The 18,759-nt window shown below is 67.6% G+C and carries 16 protein-coding genes; 5 read left to right on the plus strand and 11 right to left on the minus strand.

The features are described from left to right. Positions 1-133 precede the first annotated feature (133 nt). The gene (locus Q8K49_RS06845; protein WP_305304992.1) at positions 134-1,735 is read left to right on the plus strand and encodes an anti-phage dCTP deaminase; all 1,602 of its coding nucleotides are present in this window, start codon (positions 134-136) and stop codon (positions 1,733-1,735) included. Here Q8K49_RS06845 and clpB read toward each other — a convergent pair. Continuing rightward, a complete protein-coding gene (gene clpB, locus Q8K49_RS06850) occupies positions 1,732-4,320 on the minus strand; it encodes an ATP-dependent chaperone ClpB (protein ID WP_305304993.1) in 2,589 nt (862 codons plus the stop codon). The genes Q8K49_RS06845 and clpB overlap by 4 nt on opposite strands. A 188-nt stretch (positions 4,321-4,508) precedes the next feature. On the opposite strand from clpB, the gene Q8K49_RS06855 reads away from it, so the two are divergent. Then, complete coding sequence (locus tag Q8K49_RS06855) at positions 4,509-6,122, plus strand: serine hydrolase (protein WP_305304994.1); 1,614 nt, start codon at positions 4,509-4,511, stop codon at positions 6,120-6,122. 30 nt (positions 6,123-6,152) lie between these two features. Here the strand turns inward: Q8K49_RS06855 and Q8K49_RS06860 are convergent, their stop codons facing one another. Together Q8K49_RS06860 and Q8K49_RS06865 are read right to left on the minus strand one after the other, a co-directional pair. Then, positions 6,153-6,773 (minus strand): DUF4893 domain-containing protein, encoded by a 621-nt coding sequence (locus Q8K49_RS06860; protein ID WP_305304995.1) that lies wholly within the window; start codon positions 6,771-6,773, stop codon positions 6,153-6,155. 136 nt (positions 6,774-6,909) lie between these two features. After that, on the minus strand, positions 6,910-7,923 hold the full coding sequence (locus tag Q8K49_RS06865; protein WP_305304996.1) for a DUF4167 domain-containing protein: 1,014 nt from the start codon (positions 7,921-7,923) through the stop codon (positions 6,910-6,912). Positions 7,924-8,249: 326 nt separating this feature from the next. On the opposite strand from Q8K49_RS06865, the gene Q8K49_RS06870 reads away from it, so the two are divergent. Next, entirely contained in the window at positions 8,250-8,531 is a 282-nt protein-coding gene (locus tag Q8K49_RS06870) for a hypothetical protein (RefSeq protein ID WP_305304997.1), read from the plus strand. A 2-nt stretch (positions 8,532-8,533) separates the two neighbouring features. Here the strand turns inward: Q8K49_RS06870 and prmC are convergent, their stop codons facing one another. Next, entirely contained in the window at positions 8,534-9,427 is an 894-nt protein-coding gene (gene prmC / locus Q8K49_RS06875) for a peptide chain release factor N(5)-glutamine methyltransferase (protein WP_305304998.1), read from the minus strand. Between the two features lie 37 nt (positions 9,428-9,464). On the opposite strand from prmC, the gene Q8K49_RS06880 reads away from it, so the two are divergent. Further along, positions 9,465-10,730 (plus strand): YihY/virulence factor BrkB family protein, encoded by a 1,266-nt coding sequence (locus Q8K49_RS06880; protein ID WP_305304999.1) that lies wholly within the window; start codon positions 9,465-9,467, stop codon positions 10,728-10,730. On the opposite strand, the gene prfA is transcribed toward Q8K49_RS06880, so the two are convergent. Further along, complete coding sequence (gene prfA, locus Q8K49_RS06885; protein WP_305305000.1) at positions 10,731-11,798, minus strand: peptide chain release factor 1; 1,068 nt, start codon at positions 11,796-11,798, stop codon at positions 10,731-10,733. 234 nt (positions 11,799-12,032) lie between these two features. Here prfA and Q8K49_RS06890 point away from each other — a divergent pair, with 234 nt between their 5' ends. Continuing rightward, positions 12,033-12,809 (plus strand): sulfite exporter TauE/SafE family protein, encoded by a 777-nt coding sequence (locus Q8K49_RS06890; RefSeq protein ID WP_305305001.1) that lies wholly within the window; start codon positions 12,033-12,035, stop codon positions 12,807-12,809. Positions 12,810-12,820: 11 nt separating this feature from the next. Here the strand turns inward: Q8K49_RS06890 and Q8K49_RS06895 are convergent, their stop codons facing one another. The 6 genes from Q8K49_RS06895 to ptsP form a co-directional block, all read right to left on the minus strand. Next, a complete protein-coding gene (locus tag Q8K49_RS06895) occupies positions 12,821-13,420 on the minus strand; it encodes a glutathione S-transferase family protein (RefSeq protein ID WP_305305002.1) in 600 nt (199 codons plus the stop codon). Positions 13,421-13,496: 76 nt separating this feature from the next. Next, complete coding sequence (locus tag Q8K49_RS06900) at positions 13,497-13,772, minus strand: type II toxin-antitoxin system RelE/ParE family toxin (protein ID WP_305305003.1); 276 nt, start codon at positions 13,770-13,772, stop codon at positions 13,497-13,499. Continuing rightward, entirely contained in the window at positions 13,772-13,954 is a 183-nt protein-coding gene (locus Q8K49_RS06905) for a hypothetical protein (RefSeq protein WP_305305004.1), read from the minus strand. The genes Q8K49_RS06900 and Q8K49_RS06905 overlap by 1 nt, the downstream gene beginning before the upstream one ends. A 42-nt stretch (positions 13,955-13,996) precedes the next feature. Continuing rightward, entirely contained in the window at positions 13,997-15,145 is a 1,149-nt protein-coding gene (gene ispG / locus Q8K49_RS06910; RefSeq protein ID WP_305305005.1) for a flavodoxin-dependent (E)-4-hydroxy-3-methylbut-2-enyl-diphosphate synthase, read from the minus strand. Positions 15,146-15,199: 54 nt separating this feature from the next. After that, positions 15,200-16,234, minus strand: a complete 1,035-nt coding sequence (locus Q8K49_RS06915; RefSeq protein WP_305305006.1) for a RodZ family helix-turn-helix domain-containing protein — start codon at positions 16,232-16,234, stop codon at positions 15,200-15,202. 248 nt (positions 16,235-16,482) lie between these two features. Beyond that, positions 16,483-18,747, minus strand: coding sequence for a phosphoenolpyruvate--protein phosphotransferase (ptsP, locus tag Q8K49_RS06920; protein WP_305305007.1), 2,265 nt, complete (start codon positions 18,745-18,747; stop codon positions 16,483-16,485). Positions 18,748-18,759: the final 12 nt, after the last annotated feature.

The following is an 18,759-nucleotide window of genomic DNA, read 5'->3' on the forward strand; positions in this document are numbered from 1 at the left end:
ATGAGGTTCCTGATCTCCTCGTCACGGTCGACGTGATGATGATTCACAGGCCTGCTCCTGATTCGCGATTGAGCATGTTAAGTTAGCACGTTCAGATTCGCTTCGCATCATCGTTGGAAAAGAGCGCACAGGAATGTCAGGCGAAACGTTTCGAGACTCGCCGGAGCTCGTCTTCGGTATTGCCGGTGCCATAGGCATTGATGTTGACGAGATTGTCGCGAGCCTGAACTCGGCACTTAGCGGTGTTGGGTATTCATCAGAAGCGATCAAGCTGACTGATGAAATTGCTGCGTACAGCCCCACGACGGTTGCACCAACCAGCGCCGACTACGATGCCAAAATGAACTACAAAATGGATGTCGGAAACGAGTTGTGCGCCCGGTTCAAGGACAAAGCCACGCTTGCCCGAATTGGCGTTCGCGCTATCCGGAACCGCCGTCGTTCTCGGACCGGAAATTTCGAGTTGGCGCTAAGCGCGACGGCATTCGTAGTTCGCCAGCTTAAGCGACCTGACGAAGTAGACCTTTTTCGCCGCGTTTATGGTCCCCGCTTCTTTTTGATCTCTGCGTATGGTGGCGAAGCCGCTCGCAGAGACCGCCTTGAACGGCAGCTCAAGCGGAGCGTCTCAACGAGAAAGTCGGCCGCTGATATTGCGTGCATCGCGGAGCGGCTGATGGAACGCGACTCCGTAGAGACCCGCGAGCCGTTTGGACAAAACCTCCAGGAGACGTTTCCGATGGCAGATGTGTTCATCGATGGCGTCAACAAGGTCGAGATGGATCGGACGCTCACTCGTTTTACGGAAGCGCTTTTTGGAAAGACCGATATCTCTCCGTCGAAAGCTGAGTACGGAATGTATGCCGCAAAGTCTGCAGGACTTCGTTCAGCCGACCTATCCCGTCAAGTCGGTGCGGCCATCTTCTCTGATGATGGCGAGTTGATCACTCAGGGCTGCAACGAGGCACCCAAGGCGTTCGGAGGTACTTATTGGGACCTCGAAGAACCCGACCATCGCGATGTGAAACTCGGCTATGATCCGAACGAAATCTACAAGAAGGAAATCGTGCGTGATCTCATCGAACGGTTCATCGATGACGGGCTTCTGTCAGAGAAGGCAACTGACCTCGGGGGACCTGCAGACATCGTTGACGCCATAACTGCCAAGGCCAAGGCTCCCGGTTCAAAGGATGGTGCCCTGGTCGGTGCCGCGATCCTCGATCTAACGGAGTATGGCCGGATCGTTCACGCCGAGATGTGCGCGATATGTGACGCGGCCAGGCTAGGGCGGAGCATAAAAGGGGCGACTCTGTTCTGCACCGTGTTTCCCTGCCACAATTGCACTAAGCATGTCTTGGCGAGCGGGATAAAGAAGGTCGTCTACATAGAACCGTACCCGAAGAGCAAAGCCAAAGAACTCCACGAGAACGAGATTGAAATAGAGGCGGAAATCGCGGGCCGAGTCTCCTATGTGCCGTTCCTTGGAATATCGCCTCAAAGATACAGAGACATCTTCCAGAAGAAAAAACGTAAGGGCCCGGACGGTAAAGCTAACGCGTGGTACGAGGGCCGCCCTCAACCACTAATCAACGCAGCAGCACCATCCTACTTCGACGTAGAGGCTCTCGCGATCAGCAACACCCTTCTGGGCACTCTGCAGGACACGCAGGCTGATCCCGCGGGAGACGTGGAGCCCGATATGGTCGAGCATCCCGCGGCGGGAGGCACCCCAGCCTAATGCACCCGCGCCTTCCCGATGCTCAGCCCGCCATCCCCCGCTGACACCGCGATCACGCTCCCGTCCTCGATCTCCCCGCCCAGCAGCTTCTTCGCGATCGGGTCGACGAGGTCCTTCTGGATGACGCGCTTCAGGGGCCGCGCGCCGTAGACCGGGTCGTAGCCCTTGTCGGCCAGCCAGGCCCAGGCGCTGTCGTCGAGCGACAGGGTCAGCCGCCGGTCGGCCAGCAGTTTTTCGAACCGGGCCATCTGTATGCGGACGATCCCCGCCATCTGGTCGCGGCCGAGGCGGCGGAAGAGGATGATCTCGTCGATGCGGTTGAGGAACTCGGGGCGGAAATGGCCGCGGACCTGTTCCATGACGTACGGGCGGACACTCTCGACGTCGTCGCCCTCGCCCTGACCCGCCAGCGCCTCCGAGCCGAGATTGCTGGTCATGATGATCAATGTGTTCTTGAAGTCGATGACGCGGCCCTGACCGTCGGTCAGGCGGCCGTCGTCCAGCACCTGCAGCAGGACGTTGAAGACGTCGGGGTGGGCCTTTTCGACCTCGTCGAACAGGACCACCTGATAGGGGCGTCTACGCACCGCCTCGGTCAGGGCGCCGCCCTCGTCATAGCCGACGTATCCGGGCGGGGCGCCGATCAGGCGGGAGACGCTGTGCTTCTCCATATATTCCGACATGTCCATGCGGGTGATGGCGGCCTCGTCGTCGAACAGGAAGGCGGCCAGGGCCTTGGTCAGCTCGGTCTTGCCGACGCCGGTGGGGCCGAGGAAGAGGAAGCTGCCCAGCGGGCGGTTGGGGTCGTTCAGGCCGGCGCGGGCGCGGCGCACGGCGTCGGCGACGGCGGTCAGGGCCTCGTCCTGACCGACGACGCGGCGGCGTAAGGACTCCTCCATGGCCAGCAGTTTCTCGCGCTCGCCCTCCAGCATCTTGTCGACCGGGACGCCGGTCCAGCGGGAGACGACCTGGGCGATCTGTTCGGCGTCGACGACTTCGGGGGTCAGGGGTCCGGCGCCGGAGGTTTCGGCGGCCTCGGCCTCGGCCAGCTGTTTCTCGATCTGGGGGATCTGGCCATAGGCGATCTCTGACGCGCGGCCGAGGTCGCCGGCGCGCTGGGCTGCGGCCAGTTCGGCGCGCAGGCGGTCGAGGGTTTCGCGGGCCTGGGCCCCTTGCCCGACCTTGTCCTTCTCCGACTTCCAACGGGCGGTGAGGTCGTCGGACTGGCCCTCGAGGTCGGCGATCTCGTCTTCCAGTTTTTCGAGGCGGGCGACCGAGGCCTTGTCGGTCTCCTTCTTCAGGGCCTCGCGCTCGATCTTGAGCTGGACCAGACGGCGGTCGATCTCGTCCAGCGCCTCGGGCTTGGAATCGACGGCCATGCGCACGCGCGACGCGGCCTCGTCGATCAGGTCGATGGCCTTGTCGGGCAGGAAGCGGTCGGTGATGTAGCGGTGCGAGAGGCTGGCGGCGGCGACGATGGCGCTGTCGGAAATGCGCACGCCGTGGTGGACCTCGTACTTCTCCTTGATGCCGCGCAGGATGGAGACGGTGTCCGCGACGCTGGGCTCTTCCACGAAGACGGGCTGGAAGCGGCGGGCGAGGGCGGCGTCCTTCTCGACGTGTTTGCGGTACTCATCCAGCGTGGTGGCGCCGACGCAGTGCAGCTCGCCACGGGCCAGGGCGGGCTTGAGCAGGTTGGAGGCGTCCATGGCGCCGTCGCCCTTTCCGGCGCCGACCAGGGTGTGCATCTCGTCGATGAACAGGATGATCCCGCCCTCGGCGGCGGTGACCTCGGCCAGCACGGCCTTGAGCCGCTCCTCGAACTCGCCGCGGTATTTGGCCCCGGCGATGAGCGAGCCCATGTCGAGGGCCATGACGACCTTGTCGCGCAGGCTCTCGGGCACGTCGCCGTTGACGATGCGCAGGGCCAGGCCCTCGACGATGGCGGTCTTGCCGACGCCGGGCTCGCCGATCAGCACGGGGTTGTTCTTGGTGCGGCGGGCGAGGACCTGGATGGTGCGGCGGATCTCCTCGTCGCGGCCGATGACGGGGTCGATCTTGCCGTCGCGGGCGGCCAGGGTCAGGTCGCGGGCGTAGCGTTTGAGGGCGTCATAGGCGTCTTCGGCCCCGGCTGAGTCGGCGGTCTTGCCCTTGCGCACATCGGCGATGGCGGCGTCGAGGGCGTCAGGGGTCGCGCCGACGGAGGACAGGACGGCGGCCGCGACGCCGCCATCGCGGGCGATGGCGGAGAGCAGGCGTTCGGTGGTGACGAAGGCGTCGCGGGCCTTTTTCGAGGCCTCCTCGGCGGAGGAGAAGACGCGGGCGGTGTCGCCGTCGAGATAGAGCTGGCCCGAGCCGCCCGAGACCTGGGCGCGCTTCTTGAGGGCGGTTTCGACAGCGGCTTCGGCTTTTGCGGGATCGCCGCCGGCGGCGGTGATCAGGTTGCGGGCGAGACCGTCGCGCTCCTCCAGCAGCACCTTGAGCAGGTGTTCGGGGGCGAACTGCTGATGCCGCCGGGCGAGGGCCAGCGACTGGGCGGACTGGACCGCCTGTTTGGCGCGGTCGGAGTAGAGGTCGAGGTTCATCTTTGTTGGCCTATCGCTCGGCGCGCGGCGCCTCGCTGCTTGAGGCCGTCGGGCGCGCCCTCACATGCAAGCTGCGCGCCGTCCGGCTGGCGATCAGGTGGGTGTGGCGGCGCGGGCACACAAGAGGCGGCTGGCGGGGCGGACGGGGCCGCGCTAGCGTCCACCCAGTTCAGTCCGGGAGCCGCTTCATGTCTATCCGCCTTACACGCCGCGCGGCGCTGGTTTCGTCCGTCGCCGGAGCGGCCGCCCTGCCGTCCAGCGGCTGGGCGCAGACTGCGGCCAACGACGCGGTCTCGCTGGCGGATCAGGTCGACATCTATGTGAAGCGCGTCATGGCCGGGTTCCCGGACCAGCCGGCCGTGTCGATCGCGGTCGTGAAGGACGGGCAGCCGGTGCTGACGCGCGGATACGGCGTGAGGGCCATCGGCGGGGCGGCGGTGGACGAGCACACCCTGTTCGCCATCGCCTCCAACACCAAGGCGGTGACCTGCGCGGCCCTGGCCATCCTGATCGACGAGGGCAAGGTGAAGTGGGACGAGCCGGTGCGGACGTATCTGCCGGGGTTCAGCCTGTCCAGGCCCGAGCTCAACGACATGGTGACGGTGCGCGATCTGGTCAGTCACCGGATCGGCTTCGGCCTCGGTGCCGGGGACTTGCTGTTCTGGCCCAACAGCGACCGGACGCGGGCGGAGATCATGGCCGCCGTGCCGCATGTGCCGATCGAGGACAGCTTCCGCACCACCTACCACTACTGCAACCTGATGTTCGTGGTGGCGGGCGAGGTGGTCGCCGCGGCCGCGGGGATGGCGTGGGAGGATTTCGTTCAGACACGGATTCTGGACCGGCTGGGCATGACCGGGACCCTGCCGCTGATGACCGCCGCCGACCCGGCGAAATCAGCCCTGCCGCACGGCCGGGTGGGGCCGCCGCTGCGCTATCAGGGCGAGATGCAGACCATCGGCCAGTCGATCCAGGAGGTCTGGAACTGGTCCTCGGCGGGGGCGGCGGGCGGCTTTGTCACCACGCCCGTCGACTGGGCCAAATGGATCGCGGTGCAGCTGGCGCGCGGCGCCCTGCCGGACGGGACGCGGCTGTATTCGGAAGCGCGGGCCAATGAGATGTGGCGGCCCAACATCATCATCTCCAACTCGGCCGGGCCGACAGAGACCCTGCCGGGGCGAGCCATCGCCTCGACCTATGCGACGGGCTGGCAGGTGCAGGACTATCGCGGCGAGCGGATGATCACCCACGGGGGCGGGGCGCCCGGCTATGTTTCGGGGACGGTGCTGATCCCGGGACGCGACGCCGGCTTTTCCTATTTCACCAACGCCGAGGAGAGCTTCCTGACGCGGGCGCTGCGCAGTGGCATCACTGACATCGTGATGGACAAGACCGGCTTCGACTGGATCGCGGACGGTCAGCGGCTGCAACGCGAGGGCGACGCGGCTTCGGTCGCGGCGGCGGCGGAGATCGACGCGAAACAGGCCGCGGGCGCGCCCCCGTCCCTGCCGCTCGCGGCCTATGCCGGGACCTGGCACGACCCCTGGTATGGGGACATCACCATCCAGGCCCGGGACCTCCAGCTGTGGTTGAGCTTCAGCCGGACGCCGGCGTTGCAGGGACCGGTCGAGCCTTATGACGGCGACACCCTGCGGACGCGGTTCACGGACAGGCGGGAAGAGGACCTGTTCATCACCTTCACGCTGGAGAACGGCCGGCCCGTGTCAGCGACGATGAAGGCGGTCAGTCCGGATGCGGACTTTTCGTACGACTACCACGACCTGCGGCTGACGAAGGTTTGAGCCGATGATCAGCGGAAGTTCAGGCTCTTGTCATCCCGGAACCAGCTCGATCAGGTCGAGATTGGACTCGGCCTGGGGCCAGGGGATGACCAGCCGCCAGCGGCGTTCGCCGATCCGCTCCAGCACGGCGATCAGGTCGCGGTCGGGGCGCTGGCCGTAGGAGTTGGCGGGCGGTTCGGCGGCGAGGGACAGTGAGCCCAGCATGACCATCTGACGGTCGTTCTCGGTGAACAGCAGGCCGCCGGGACGCTGGCTGCCGGTCAGTTTGGAAAATTTCAGGCCGCGGGGCGTCGCCTCGATACGACAGGCGAACCAGTCGTAGACGACATAGCCGAGGCCCTCCTCGCCGCCCTGGGAACCCAGTTTGACGGTGCGGCAGCGATAGTCGCCGGGCGGGGGCGCGACAGAGGACCGGGCGGCGCGGGGCTCGATCAGGTCGCCGAGACCGGTCAGGTCGCCTGAGCCGGGCTGGCGCCGGGCCTGTTGCAGGGCGAGGGACCAGGCGGCGTCGCGGCGGCTGTAACGATCACGGTCGGAGGCGGTGACGATGCCCCGCCAGTCGCGCAGGGCGCCCGCCCCTCCGGACCCGCCGGGAGGGGGCGGCGGCGGGGGCGTGGAGGCGCAGGCGGCGAGGACGAGGCTCGCAAGCACACTCAGGCTTGCGAGACGGCGTCGGACCGAAGACCGCGACAGGCAGGACATGGGCGCTCCGGAACAGATCGGCGCATTCTTTGGGCCAGCGAAGCGTCGCCGCGTCAAGCGGGCTCGCGCGCAGGCGGCGTCCTGATCAGTCTTCGGCGGCGGGCGCTTCGGCCTTGCGGCGGGGCGCGCGGCGCTTGGGCGCGGCGGCCTCTTCCGGCGCCTCGGCGGCCTCTGACACGGCGGGGGCCGGGGCGGTCGAACGGGTCAGGAAGCCCGGCAGGGCGGAACCAATCCCGTCGTCGGTGGCCACGCCGGCGTCGCGGCGGGGTTTGCGTTCGGGTCGTTCGGCGCGCTCAGCGCGCGCGGGACGTGGCGCGCGCTCGGGGGTTTCGGCGCGGACTTCCGGGGCCTCGTCGGACGGTGCGGGAGGGGCCTCGCCCTCGGCGCGGGGCTCGCCGCCTTCGCGGTCGAAGCGGGCGTTGCGTTCCAGCTGGCGGCGCTCCCAGCGCTCGCGGCGGGTCTCGCGGCGGCTGCCGTCAGCATTGAAGCCGCCCTCGCCCTCGGGGCGGGGCTCGCGCGGCTCGCGGTCCTGACGCGGCTGGTCGTCGCGGTCGCGCCATTCGCGGCGCGGCTGCTCGGCCTGACGGTCGTTGGGGCGGTCGTTCGAGCGGTCGACGGGACGGTCGTTTGAGCGGTCAGGACCGCGGTCGTTCTGGCGCTCCTCATTCTCGCGCTGGCGGGCCTCGATCTGGGCGATGCGGTCGGCCTCGACCTTTTCAGCGGCCATAATGGCGGCGGCCTGGGCGCCGGTCTCGTCCTCGAAATCAATATCGAAGCCCTGGCCGGCCAGTTCGCGCTGGGCGATCTCGGACACGGGGCGCGAGGGCTGAAGGGCGCGCAGGACGCGGAAATAGTGCTCGGCGTGCTGGGTGTAATTCTCGGCCAGGACGCGGTCGCCGGCGGCCGAGGCGTCGCGCGCCAGCTGCATATAGCGCTCATAGACGGTCTGGGCGTTGCCCCGGACCTTGATGTTCTCGGGCCCTTGGGAGTCCCACGAACGGTTCGGATTGGTGGCGTTGGCGTTGCTGCTGCCGCCGCTGCCGCCGCCGGGCTTCCTGTTGCGTCCGCGCTGACGCTTCATGCCCTTGAAATCTCTCATCGGACGCTACCGTGCTTTGCATGAGGGACGGTCCGGGGCGAGAGCCGCGGGCGCTGTCCGTGTGGTCGTTCCGCTTCGTTCCGGGGCCAATCCCCGCTGACGATGTGATCGGAAATACGTCGCCGCCCCGTGGTCCGCCTGACCGGATGGCCAGACCGTCACTGCCCTGATGCGCGCGTGGATGGGCCAGAAGCGGACCAAGGCGTGCGTTTTGGGTGGGAAACAGGCGAAGACTTAGCGCGCTCTGGCGGGGTTTCCAAGGGGAAGTTTGCGCCGCTAAACACGGGTGCTTGCAAATCAGTCCGCCTCGGCGTCGGAATAGCCCAATGGGCATCAAACTCCGATCGCGGTCGGCGCTTATTCCGTTAGCGCTCTGGAGCGCCGTCACAGTCTTAGGCGTGGCGCTGGTAGGCGGCGTCAGCGATCAGCAGGCTCCGGGTTATCCAAACCTCGCCCAAGTCATCTACTATGTCGGAGTTCCAGGCTTACTGGCGAGCGCGGCCCTTCTCACGGCTCTGTTCGCCGGCAAGAATGGTGGGCGTCTGCTTGCCTTCGTGCTTCTGCTACCGGGGTTGATCCTTTTCTTCGGCTTCACCGGCGGGGTTTAGAGTTACATCTTCGGGATCGGGTTTGTCCTCGGGTCAGGCCCGTTGGTGACGACGCGGTCGCGGTCGGACAGGTCCTTGACGACGATCACCCTCCCGAAGCCCGCGGCCTCGAACAGGGCCTTGACCTGCGGGCCCTGGTCCCAGCCGATCTCGACGGCGAAAACGCCCTCGGGGCGGAGGATTCGGCGGATCTCGGGGGCCAGTTCGCGATAGGCGACCAGACCGTCGGGGCCGCCGTCGAGCGCCAGCAGGGGGTCGTGGTCGCGGACCTCGGGGTCGAGGCCGGGGATGTCGCTCGAGGGGATGTAGGGCGGGTTGGAGACGACCAGATCGAAACTGTCATCGCCGAAACCCGCAGCCCATTCGGTGCGCAGGAAGGTCGCGCGGTTGTCGAGTTCGAGGTTGGCGGCGTTCTCCTTTGCCACGGCAAGCGCCTCGGACGAGATGTCTGTGCCGACGCCGCGCGCCCCGGCCCGCTCGGCAAGGGTCGCCAGCAGGATGGCGCCTGAGCCTGTGCCCAGGTCGATCATCTCGAACGCCTGATGCGGCGGGAAGGCCAGCATGACCACGTCGAGGATGGCCTCGGTGTCCGGGCGGGGGCTGAGCACGTCGGGGGTGACGTTCAGCATGATCTTCCAGAAGCCCTTCTTGCCGAGGATGCGCGAGACGGGCTCGCGGCGCAGACGGCGCTCGACATAGGCGTCGAGAACGGCCTGCTGGTCGGGCGTCACCACGCGATAGGGATCGGCGATGATGTCGGTGCGGCCGGCGCCGGTGGCGACCTCGAGCAGCAGGCGGGCGTCGATCGAAGGGCTGTCGATGCGGCCGGCCTTGAGCGCGGCGGTCGCGGCTTTCCAGGCGGTGACGAGGGTCGGGGCTGGGCTGGATTCGGTCATCCGCTGGCATTGGCGCGGCTTTGCGGGGATATCAAGCATGACGGCGCCGGAACGCACCTCGGTACAAGCCGTTGGGGCCGGGATGAAGAAGCAGTCGGGCGACAAGGGCGGGCTCGGGCCGTGGACCATGATGGGGGCCATCGCCGGCGGGCTGGCGGCCGGGGCCGGGGCCGCGCACCTGATCTATACGCGCGGGCACAGATTCGGGCTGGAGCTGCGCAAGGAGCGGCCGGAGCCCCTGCCCCCGAAGGCGCCGACGCCGGAAGATTTCGAGGCGAAGGAGCCGGGACGGGGGCGGCTGGCGCAGCGGCCCCGCGAGATTCCGCACAAGGGCTGGGTCGACATCTTCTGGCGGTTGGGCGTGTCCTATTTCGGCGACCGGATCGGGTTTCTGGCCGGGGGGGTGACCTTCTTCGTCATGCTGTCGCTGTTTCCGACACTGGCGGCCTTCGTGACCATCTACGGCCTGTTCGCCGATCCGACCGACGCTTCCGCCCGCGTATCCTTCCTGTATTCGGTGATGCCGTCGGGGGTGGCGCAATTCCTGTCGGGCGAGATGCAGCGGCTGGCGGAGAACTCGAACACCCAGCTGACCTTCACCCTGGTCTGGACCCTCGCCCTGTCGCTGTGGACCGCGAACGGGGCGATCAAGGTGCTCTTCTACGGGCTGAACGTCGCCTACCACGAGGTCGAGAAGCGCAACATCGTGCGCTACAACCTGATGTGCATGGCCTTCACCATCGGCGGGCTGGCCTCGATCCTGCTGGTGGCGGCGGTCATCGTCGGTGTCCCGCTGGTGCTGGGGGTGTTCGGCTGGGCGGCGGAGTGGAGCTATCTGGCCCCGTTCCGCTGGCCTGTTCTGCTGGTGGTCTATGGGGCCGCTCTCACGCTGATCTACAGGATGGGACCGTGCCGCCAGAGGGCCCGATGGCGGTGGCTGACCCCCGGGGCGATCTTCGCGGCGTTGTTGAGCCTGACCCTGTCGCTGATCTTCAGCTGGTATCTGCAGACCTTCGTGCGCACGGCGTCCTACGGCCCGCTGGCGGCGATGATGGGCTTCCTGCTGTGGACCTGGCTGAGCGTGCAGATCATCCTGATGGGCGCCGAGTTGAATGCCGAGATCGAGCACCAGACGGCGATGGACACGACAACCGGCGACCCGCTGGCGATCGGCCAGCGCGGCGCGGTGGTAGCCGATACGGTGGGGCCGAAGCGCGGCTCGCCGGCGGCGCTGGCGTTCACGCTGAAGCACGCCGAGGCGCTATCGGACCGGCTGTTGAAACGGCGGATCAGGAAGGGCTGATCAGCTGAACTCCGCCTCAAGGTCCGCCAGGCGCGCGGCCTGATCCTCGGCGATCAGGGCGTTGAGCAGGGGGTCGATGTCGCCCTCGAGGATCTGCGGCAGGCTGTGCAGGGTCAGGCCGATGCGGTGGTCTGTGACCCGGCCCTGCGGGAAGTTGTAGGTGCGGATGCGTTCCGAGCGGTCGCCTGATCCGACCTGGGATTTGCGCGAGTCGGAGCGGGCGTCGTCCTTCATCTGGCGCTGCATGTCATAGAGGCGGACGCGCAGGTTCTTCATCGCCTTGTCGCGGTTGACGTGCTGCGACTTCTCCGAGGACGTCACCACAATCCCGGAAGGGAAGTGGGTGATGCGGACGGCGGAATCGGTCTTGTTGACGTGCTGGCCGCCCGAGCCGGAGGCGCGGAAGGTGTCGATGCGGATATCCTTGTCCTGAATGTCGATCTCGACATCCTCGACCTCGGGCAGGACGGCGACGGTGGCCGCCGAGGTGTGGATGCGGCCCTGCGCCTCGGTCGAGGGCACGCGCTGCACCCTGTGGACGCCGCTTTCGAACTTCAGCCGGCCGAACACGCCATCGCCGGTGACGGTGGCGATGATTTCCTTGTAGCCGCCGGCGTCGCCCTCGGTGGCCGAGTCCAGCTCGACCCGCCAGCCGCGCGTGGAGGCGTAGCGGGAGTACATGCGGAACAGGTCGCCGGCGAACAGGGCGGCCTCGTCGCCGCCGGTGCCGGCGCGGACTTCCAGCACGGCTGAGGCGTTCTCGTCGGCGTCGCGCGGGGCCAGCAACAGGGCGACGTCCCGCTCCATATCGGGCAGGCGATCCTTCAGCGTCCGAAGCTCGTCCACCGCCATCTCGGCCATCTCGGGGTCGGCGGCCATGACCTCCAGATCGGCCATCTCGGCCCGCATCTTCGCCAGCGCCATGACGGCGTCGGCGACGGGTTTCATCTCGGCATGCTCCTTCGAGAGCCGGACAATCTCCTGGCCGTCGCTGGCCGCGCCCATGCGCGCCTCCACCTGGTGGAAGCGGTCGAGCACCTGATCGAGCCGGGCCTGGGGCAGTCGCAAGGGGAAAGCGCCTCTTCAAACGGGAGGCGGTGTTTACTCCGCCGGACCCGGGCCTGTCGATGCGGCGCGGCGATGGCGTGATCGTGACCGGGCGTCACAACGACGTCAGGGTAGGTTCGCCGGAACGGTTCCGGCCCTGGCTGAGCCGTAGGGCTGTGACGGTGCGGAGGACCGCAACCAACGGCGCGGCGGCGCTTTGCGTCCGGCGAGCCACGCTGTTTCAGATTGGACTGAATGGAAACCTTCCTGCTGTTTTTCGTGGTCGGCGCCCTGGCCCAGGCGGTCGATGGGGCGCTGGGCATGGCCTATGGGGTGATCGCCAATACGGTGCTGTTGTCCTTCGGCGTACCGCCGGCGACCGCCTCGGCCAGCGTCCATGTGGCCAAGATTTTCACGGGCGGGGCCTCGGCGGCGTCGCATGTGATGCACAAGAACATCCTGTGGCCGCTGTTCTGGCCGCTGGCGGCCGGCGGCGTGGTGGGCGGGATGTTGGGAGCCTATGTGCTGACCGGGGTCGACGGAGACCGGATCAAGCCCTTCATCCTCGCCTACCTGCTGGCGATCGGCGGCTGGGTGCTGTGGCGCGCCACGCGGCCGATGCGGTCCCGCGAAATGCCGCCGAAGCTCAGCGGGCCGTTGGGCCTGGTCGGCGGCTTCCTTGACGCGATCGGAGGCGGCGGCTGGGGGCCGACGGTCACCTCGACCCTGGTCGGAGCGGGCGCGGACCCGCGGCGCGCCATCGGCACGGTCAACACCGCCGAACTGCTGGTGACCAGCGCCATTTCGGCGGCCTTTCTGGCGGCCTTGTTGAGCGGCCGCTGGGCAGGCGGGGCGCTGGAGGACCACGGTGCGGCCATCGGCGGTCTGATCGTCGGGGGCCTGATCGCCGCTCCGTTCGCGGGCGCCATCACCAAACGAATCCCCGCCCGGGTGCTGACCTATGCCGTCGGCATACTGATCGTCTCGCTGGCGGCCTATCAGGCGCTGCAACTGGCGGGGATGGTCCCGTAGTCGGCGGAGGATCAGCCGGCCGGGTGTGTTTCCTTGAAGCTCGGGCGGTTTTCCAGCGCCGCCTGCAAGGCCATCAGCCCCGGCCGACCGGTCGCCAGATCAAAGCCGGGATGCCGGAAGCCGATCCAGGTCACGGCGACGCCGGCGGTGATGACGCCCATGTCCAACCGGGCCGGATCGGGGCGGGCGGCCTCGAGCGCATCGAGGGCGCGGCCCATGTTTTCGGTCCAGCGGGCGATCCAGCTCGGCGAGCGCTCGTCCTCGGGACGGCGCAGCTCCAGCAGAAGTTTGACGCCCATCTCCAGCGCCTGATTGCCCAAGGTCTCAAGCCGCCGCACGCGGAGCCGATCGGCGCCGTCGGCCGGGAGCAGCCGCGGGCCGTCGCCGAGGGCGTCGAGGTATTCGCAGATCACCGGACTGTCGTTGAGCGGCAGGCCGTCCTCCGCGATCAGGGTCGGGACCTGAACGACCGGATTGGACGCCAGCAGTTCGGGCGCATTGGCGTAGGGATCGACCGCGACCTCTTCGATCCGGTCGATCAGCCCCGTCTCACGGGCCACGATCCGGCATTTACGGGCGAAGGGGGACGGGGCGGTGATGTAGAGTTTCATTCGAAACAGCGTCTTTCGCGTGGGCGCGCCGTTCCGAGGAAAGGTTGGCGACCTGTTCCTGTCACGACCGTGGGGTTCAGGGATAGTGCTGGCGCGAATGAAGAACCCGCAGGATGTGTATGGCGTCTTCCCGCACAGCATAGATGTAGATGTAGTTCGGATGCACCACGGCTTCCCGTGTACCCGGCTCCCGCCCTTCCCGATGCAGATACGGATAGGACGGCAGTTTCTCGACGCTGGTTTTGATCAGATTGTTGATCCGGGCGGCACCGGACGGGCTGCGCCGACGAATGAAGTCAAGCGTGACCCCAAGGTCATATCGCGCGCGACGGCTCCAGATGACCAGCAGCATCAGGCTTCTGGCTTGGCCTTGCCGTCAATGATGGCCTGCATCTCGGCCATGACCTGTTCATGCGGGATGCCGGGGCGAGGATCTTCCAGGGCCTCACGCACCTTCGCCCGGAACCAGACGTCATAGGCCTCGGCCTCTTCGGTCGTGGCGAATTCAGATTCTATGGGAGTGAGCGCGGGCATGGGAGGAATATGCGCCCGCCCCGGTCAGCCCGCAACCGTTTGCTACCCTACGGCGACCAGCGGCGCGGTCTCAACCGCCCGCGCGGCGTCCAGTTCGGCGGCCCGGGCTTCGACCAGTTCGACGATATGGTCGATCATGCCGTCGTTGTGTTGTTTGTGGGCCATCCTGCCGTTGACATAGACCATGCCCGAACCGGCCCCGCCGCCGGTGAAGCCAACGTCCGTGTACAGAGCTTCACCCGGTCCGTTGACGACACAGCCGATGATCGACAGCGACATCGGCGTGGTCACATGGGCCAGCCTCTCTTCGAGGATGCCGACGGTCTCGATGACGTTGAAGCCCTGACGCGCGCACGACGGGCAGGCGATGATATTGACCCCCCGGTGGCGCAGGCCCAGCGATTTGAGGATGTCGAAGCCGACCTTGATCTCTTCCACCGGATCGGCGGCGAGGGAGACGCGGATGGTGTCGCCGATCCCGGCCCAGAGCATGTTTCCCATGCCGATGGCCGACTTGATCGTGCCGGAGCGCAGCGGCCCGGCCTCGGTGACGCCGAGGTGGAGCGGGCAGTCGATGGCATCGGCCAGAAGCTGATAGGCGGCGACGGTCAGGAAGGGATCGGACGCCTTCACCGAAATCTTGAACTCGTGGAAGTCGTGGTCCCGCAGGATGCGGGCGTGGTTGAGGGCGGACTCGACCATGGCCTCGGGACAGGGCTCGCCGTATTTCTCGAGGAGTTCCTTTTCCAGCGAGCCGGCGTTGACGCCGATGCGCATGGAGCAGCCGTGGTCGCGGGCGGCCTGGATGACGTCGCGGATGCGGTCAGCCGAGCCGATATTGCCGGGATTGATACGCAAACAGGCGGCGCCGGCCTGGGCCGCCTCAATGCCGCGCTTGTAGTGAAAATGGATGTCGGCGACGAGCGGGACACGGGACTCGCGGGCGATGGTGCGGAACGCCGTCGTCGAGGCCTCGTCGGGGCAGGAGACGCGCACAATGTCGGCGCCGGCCTCTTCCAGCTGGCGGATCTGCTCCAGCGTGGCCGCCGCGTCGGACGTCGGCGTATTGGTCATCGACTGGACGCTGATCGGCGCATCGCCGCCCACGGGGACGGAACCGACCATGATCTGGCGGCTTTTGCGGCGCTCGATGTGGCGCCACGGGCGGATGTGAGAAAGGTCAGCGCTCATTTCAGCTGAACATAGGCCCTCGATTGCGGCATGGCCACGACGCCAAGGGCGCAATCAACCGCCCGTGGCGCTGACCACCCCGCTCTGGACCGTGACGGTCTGAAGCTGGGCCTGGGCCTGGACGGCCGCGACGCGGGCGGCCTCGGTGCGGGCCGCGACCTCGGAGGCGGCCTGACGGGCGAGGCCCTGTGCGCGCGTGTTGAGCTGGTCGAGCGGCGTCAGCTGGGCTTCCAGCCGTCCGCCGTGCTCGCCGTTCAGATAGACGTCGAAGGCCGTCCATTTGGAGGCGTCGATCGTGGCCGCGATCCCGGCCGGCGCGCGCCAGGCGTCGCCGGCGGCCAGTTGGCGCGCGAACAACACCCGACCGTCGGCCATGCGGACCACCAGGCCGGCGGCTTCACGGGCCTGGATCACCACCTGGGAGGCGCTGGCCGAAGCGCCGTAGATGGCGCCGCGTGGGTTGAAGGCCCGCTGCACCGGGGGCGCGCCCGCGGCGGCGGCGGTGATGGCTTCGCGTGAGGCCGGATCAAGGCCGGTCAGTTCGGTCTCGAGGCCGGGCGTGATGTAGAGGGCCGGAATGGTCTGGTCGGGCGGCGCCGGGCGTGGCGCGGACAGGCTCAGGGCGGCGGGCTGGCCGGGCACGGCGCCCAGGGTCCAGCTTTCCGGCGTGGCTGCGAGGTCCGACGGCTGGGGCGCGCGCATCAGGCTGACGCGCTGGAAGACGTTCCAGCCAACGACGGCGATGACCAGGGCCAGGCCGGCGGCAATCAGACGGGGGGAGTAGCGGCGGACTTCCTCGAAGGCGACGCCGACGGGGGCCTGGAGCGGTATCGACGGGTCAGGGCTTTCGCGCCTGAACCGCTCGACCGCGAGCTGTTCATCGAGGCCCAGCGAGCCGGCGTAGGCGCGGACATAGCCGATGGAGAAGACCCGGTTGGGCAAGGTCGAGAAGTCGTTCTGCTCCAGCGCGGTCAGATAGCGCGACGGAACGCGGGTGATGCTGGACAGTTCTGCCAGCGAACGGCCGGAGTGTTCGCGGGCGATCCGGAGGCCGTCGCCCAGAGTCGACGCGTCCGTGACGGAAGGCACAATGTCCTTCCAGTCTGGATGAGCTTCGGGGCTCGCCCCCGTATCCAGCGCCATTACGCCTGACCCCACACTTGGCGAGCGCGAGGGTTCCTCACGCGTCGCCATACTCGAACCAGCGGCCTGTATCATATCGGGATGACAGTTCCGGCCCGCCCCCGCAGACCACCAGGTTCCAGCTTGTGGATAACTCATTAGAGCCGCCCGATCAACGATTTGTTAGGCGTCCCGGCGTGTCGGACCGGGACGGTTCAGATCGTGACGTTCAACTTCCGGGCCAAGGATTCGAGCTCGCCCCGGATCGAGCCGGCGGAGGAGCCCAGCAGATTGGCCATGCCCCGCCGGGCGGCGGTCAGATCGGCCGACAGGATCATCCGCTTGACCGGCCCCACCCCGCCGGCGGGGGCCGACAGGCGGGTGAAGCCCAGTGTCAGCAGGGCGAAGGCTTCCAGCGGCTTGCCCGCCATTTCTCCGCAGACCGAGACCGGCGTTCCGGTATCGGCGCATTTCTTCTGGATTTCGGCGAGGGCGCGCAGGGCCGGGGGCGACAGGGGGTCGTAGCGGTCGGACACCAGCGGGTTCGTGCGGTCGGCGGCGAACATGTACTGGAACAGGTCATTGGTCCCGACCGAGACGAAGTCTGTCAGCGGCAGAAGCGCGTCAAGGTGCCAGAGCAACGACGGACATTCGATCATCGCCCCGACGCGCAGCAAGGCCGGCAACGCGCGGCCCCGCCGCCTGGCCCAGGCGCATTCGACATCGACCAGTTCGCGGGCCGCGCGGAATTCGTCGACCGTGGCGATCATCGGGAACATAACGCGGAGCTCGCGGTCGGCGGCGGCGGTCAGCAGCGCGCGCAGCTGCAGCCGCAGCAGGCCCGGCCGGTCGAGGCCGAGGCGGATGGCGCGGCGACCCAGGGCCGGGTTCTCTTCCCGCTCGGTCTCCAGATAGGGCAGCACCTTGTCGCCGCCGATATCGAGGGTGCGGAAGGTGACGGGGCGGTCGCCCGCCGTGTCGAGGACCAGTTTGTACAGAGCCGTCTGGCTGGTCAGCCGGGGCAGTTCCTCGGAGACCATGAACTGGAATTCTGTGCGGAACAGGCCGATGCCTTCGGCGCCGGTGGCGTCCAGATTCTCGAGGTCGACGGCCAGGCCGGCATTGGTCAGGACAGTGACGCGGGTTCCGTCCAGGGTGACGGCGGGGACGTCACGCAGTTTGGCGAACTCGGCCTGGCGCGCGCTGCGGACCAGCATGCGCGACTGGACGGCCGTCAGCATGTCGGGGCGCGGGCGCAGATAGGTCTCGCCAGTCTCGCCATCGACGATGACCAGATCGCCCTCGGACAGCCGGTCGCGCAGGCCCATGATACGGCCGACACAGGGTATCTGCAGGGCGCGGGCGACGATGGCGGCGTGGCTGGCGGCCGAGCCTTCCTCCAGCAGAAGGCCCCTCAGTTTATGGCGCGGATATTCCAGCAAATCGGCCGGGCCGAGGTTGCGGGCGACGAGGATGGCGTCGTCGGGCAAGTCGCGCTCACCCGGCTTGTCGCCGGCGAGCACCCTGAGCAGCCGGTTCGCCAGGTCCTCGAAGTCGTGCAGCCGCTCCTTGATGTAGGGGTCACGGGCCTGGGCGAAGCGGGCGCGGTGTTCGTTGCGGACGCGGTCGACGGCCGCTTCGGCGGTCAGGCCGGTGCGCACCGCCTCCTCCAGCGACCGGTTCCAGCCCCGGTCGTCGGCGAACATGCGGTAGGTTTCCAGCACCTCGAACGGCAGACCCGCCAGCTTGCCCTGACCGCCGTCGAGGATGGAATCGATATTGGCCTTGAGCCCGATCAGGGCCTCGCGGAGACGGATCTCCTCGACCTGCTGGCTCTCGGCCAGAAGGTTCTCGGGCGCGACGGGCGCCTCGTGCAGGATGACGTGGCCATAGGCGAGGCCCTCGGCAAACCGCTGGCCCTTGAGGCGTTCGGGGCGGTGGGGCGCGACCTCGATGTCGCGCAGCTCGTCCTGGGCCAGCAGTTCGCCAGAGGCCACGGTCTCGGCCAGGACCATGGCGATGGTCTGGATGTCCTCGACCTCCTCATCGTCATAGCGCCGTTCGGAACGGTTCTGGACGACCAGCACGCCGATGGCCCGGCCGCCGCGCAGCAGGGGGGCGCCGAGGAAGGCGTGATAGGGATCCTCGCCCGTTTCCGGGCGATAGGCGAAGTTGGGATGGGACGGGGCGTCCGACAGGCTGATCGGGGCGGCCGAGCGGGCCACTTCGCCGACGAGGCCCTCGCCGGGGCGCAGCCGGGTGGCGTGCACGGCCTCGGGCTTCAGGCCCTGGGTGGCGAACAGCTCAAGCTCGCCCGAGGCGCGACGCAGATAGATCGAACAAACCTCGGCCACCATCGACTGGGCGATGATGCGCACGACGGTATCGAGCCGGTCCTGGGCCGGCGACGCCCCGGCCATGGCTTCGCGAATCTGGCGAAGGAGGTTCCGCGGCCCCGTCGTCAATCCGCCAACCGGCATGGCCCCTCCTGA

Source organism: Brevundimonas sp. (assembly GCF_030682035.1).
In the GTDB taxonomy this organism is placed as follows: domain Bacteria; phylum Pseudomonadota; class Alphaproteobacteria; order Caulobacterales; family Caulobacteraceae; genus Brevundimonas.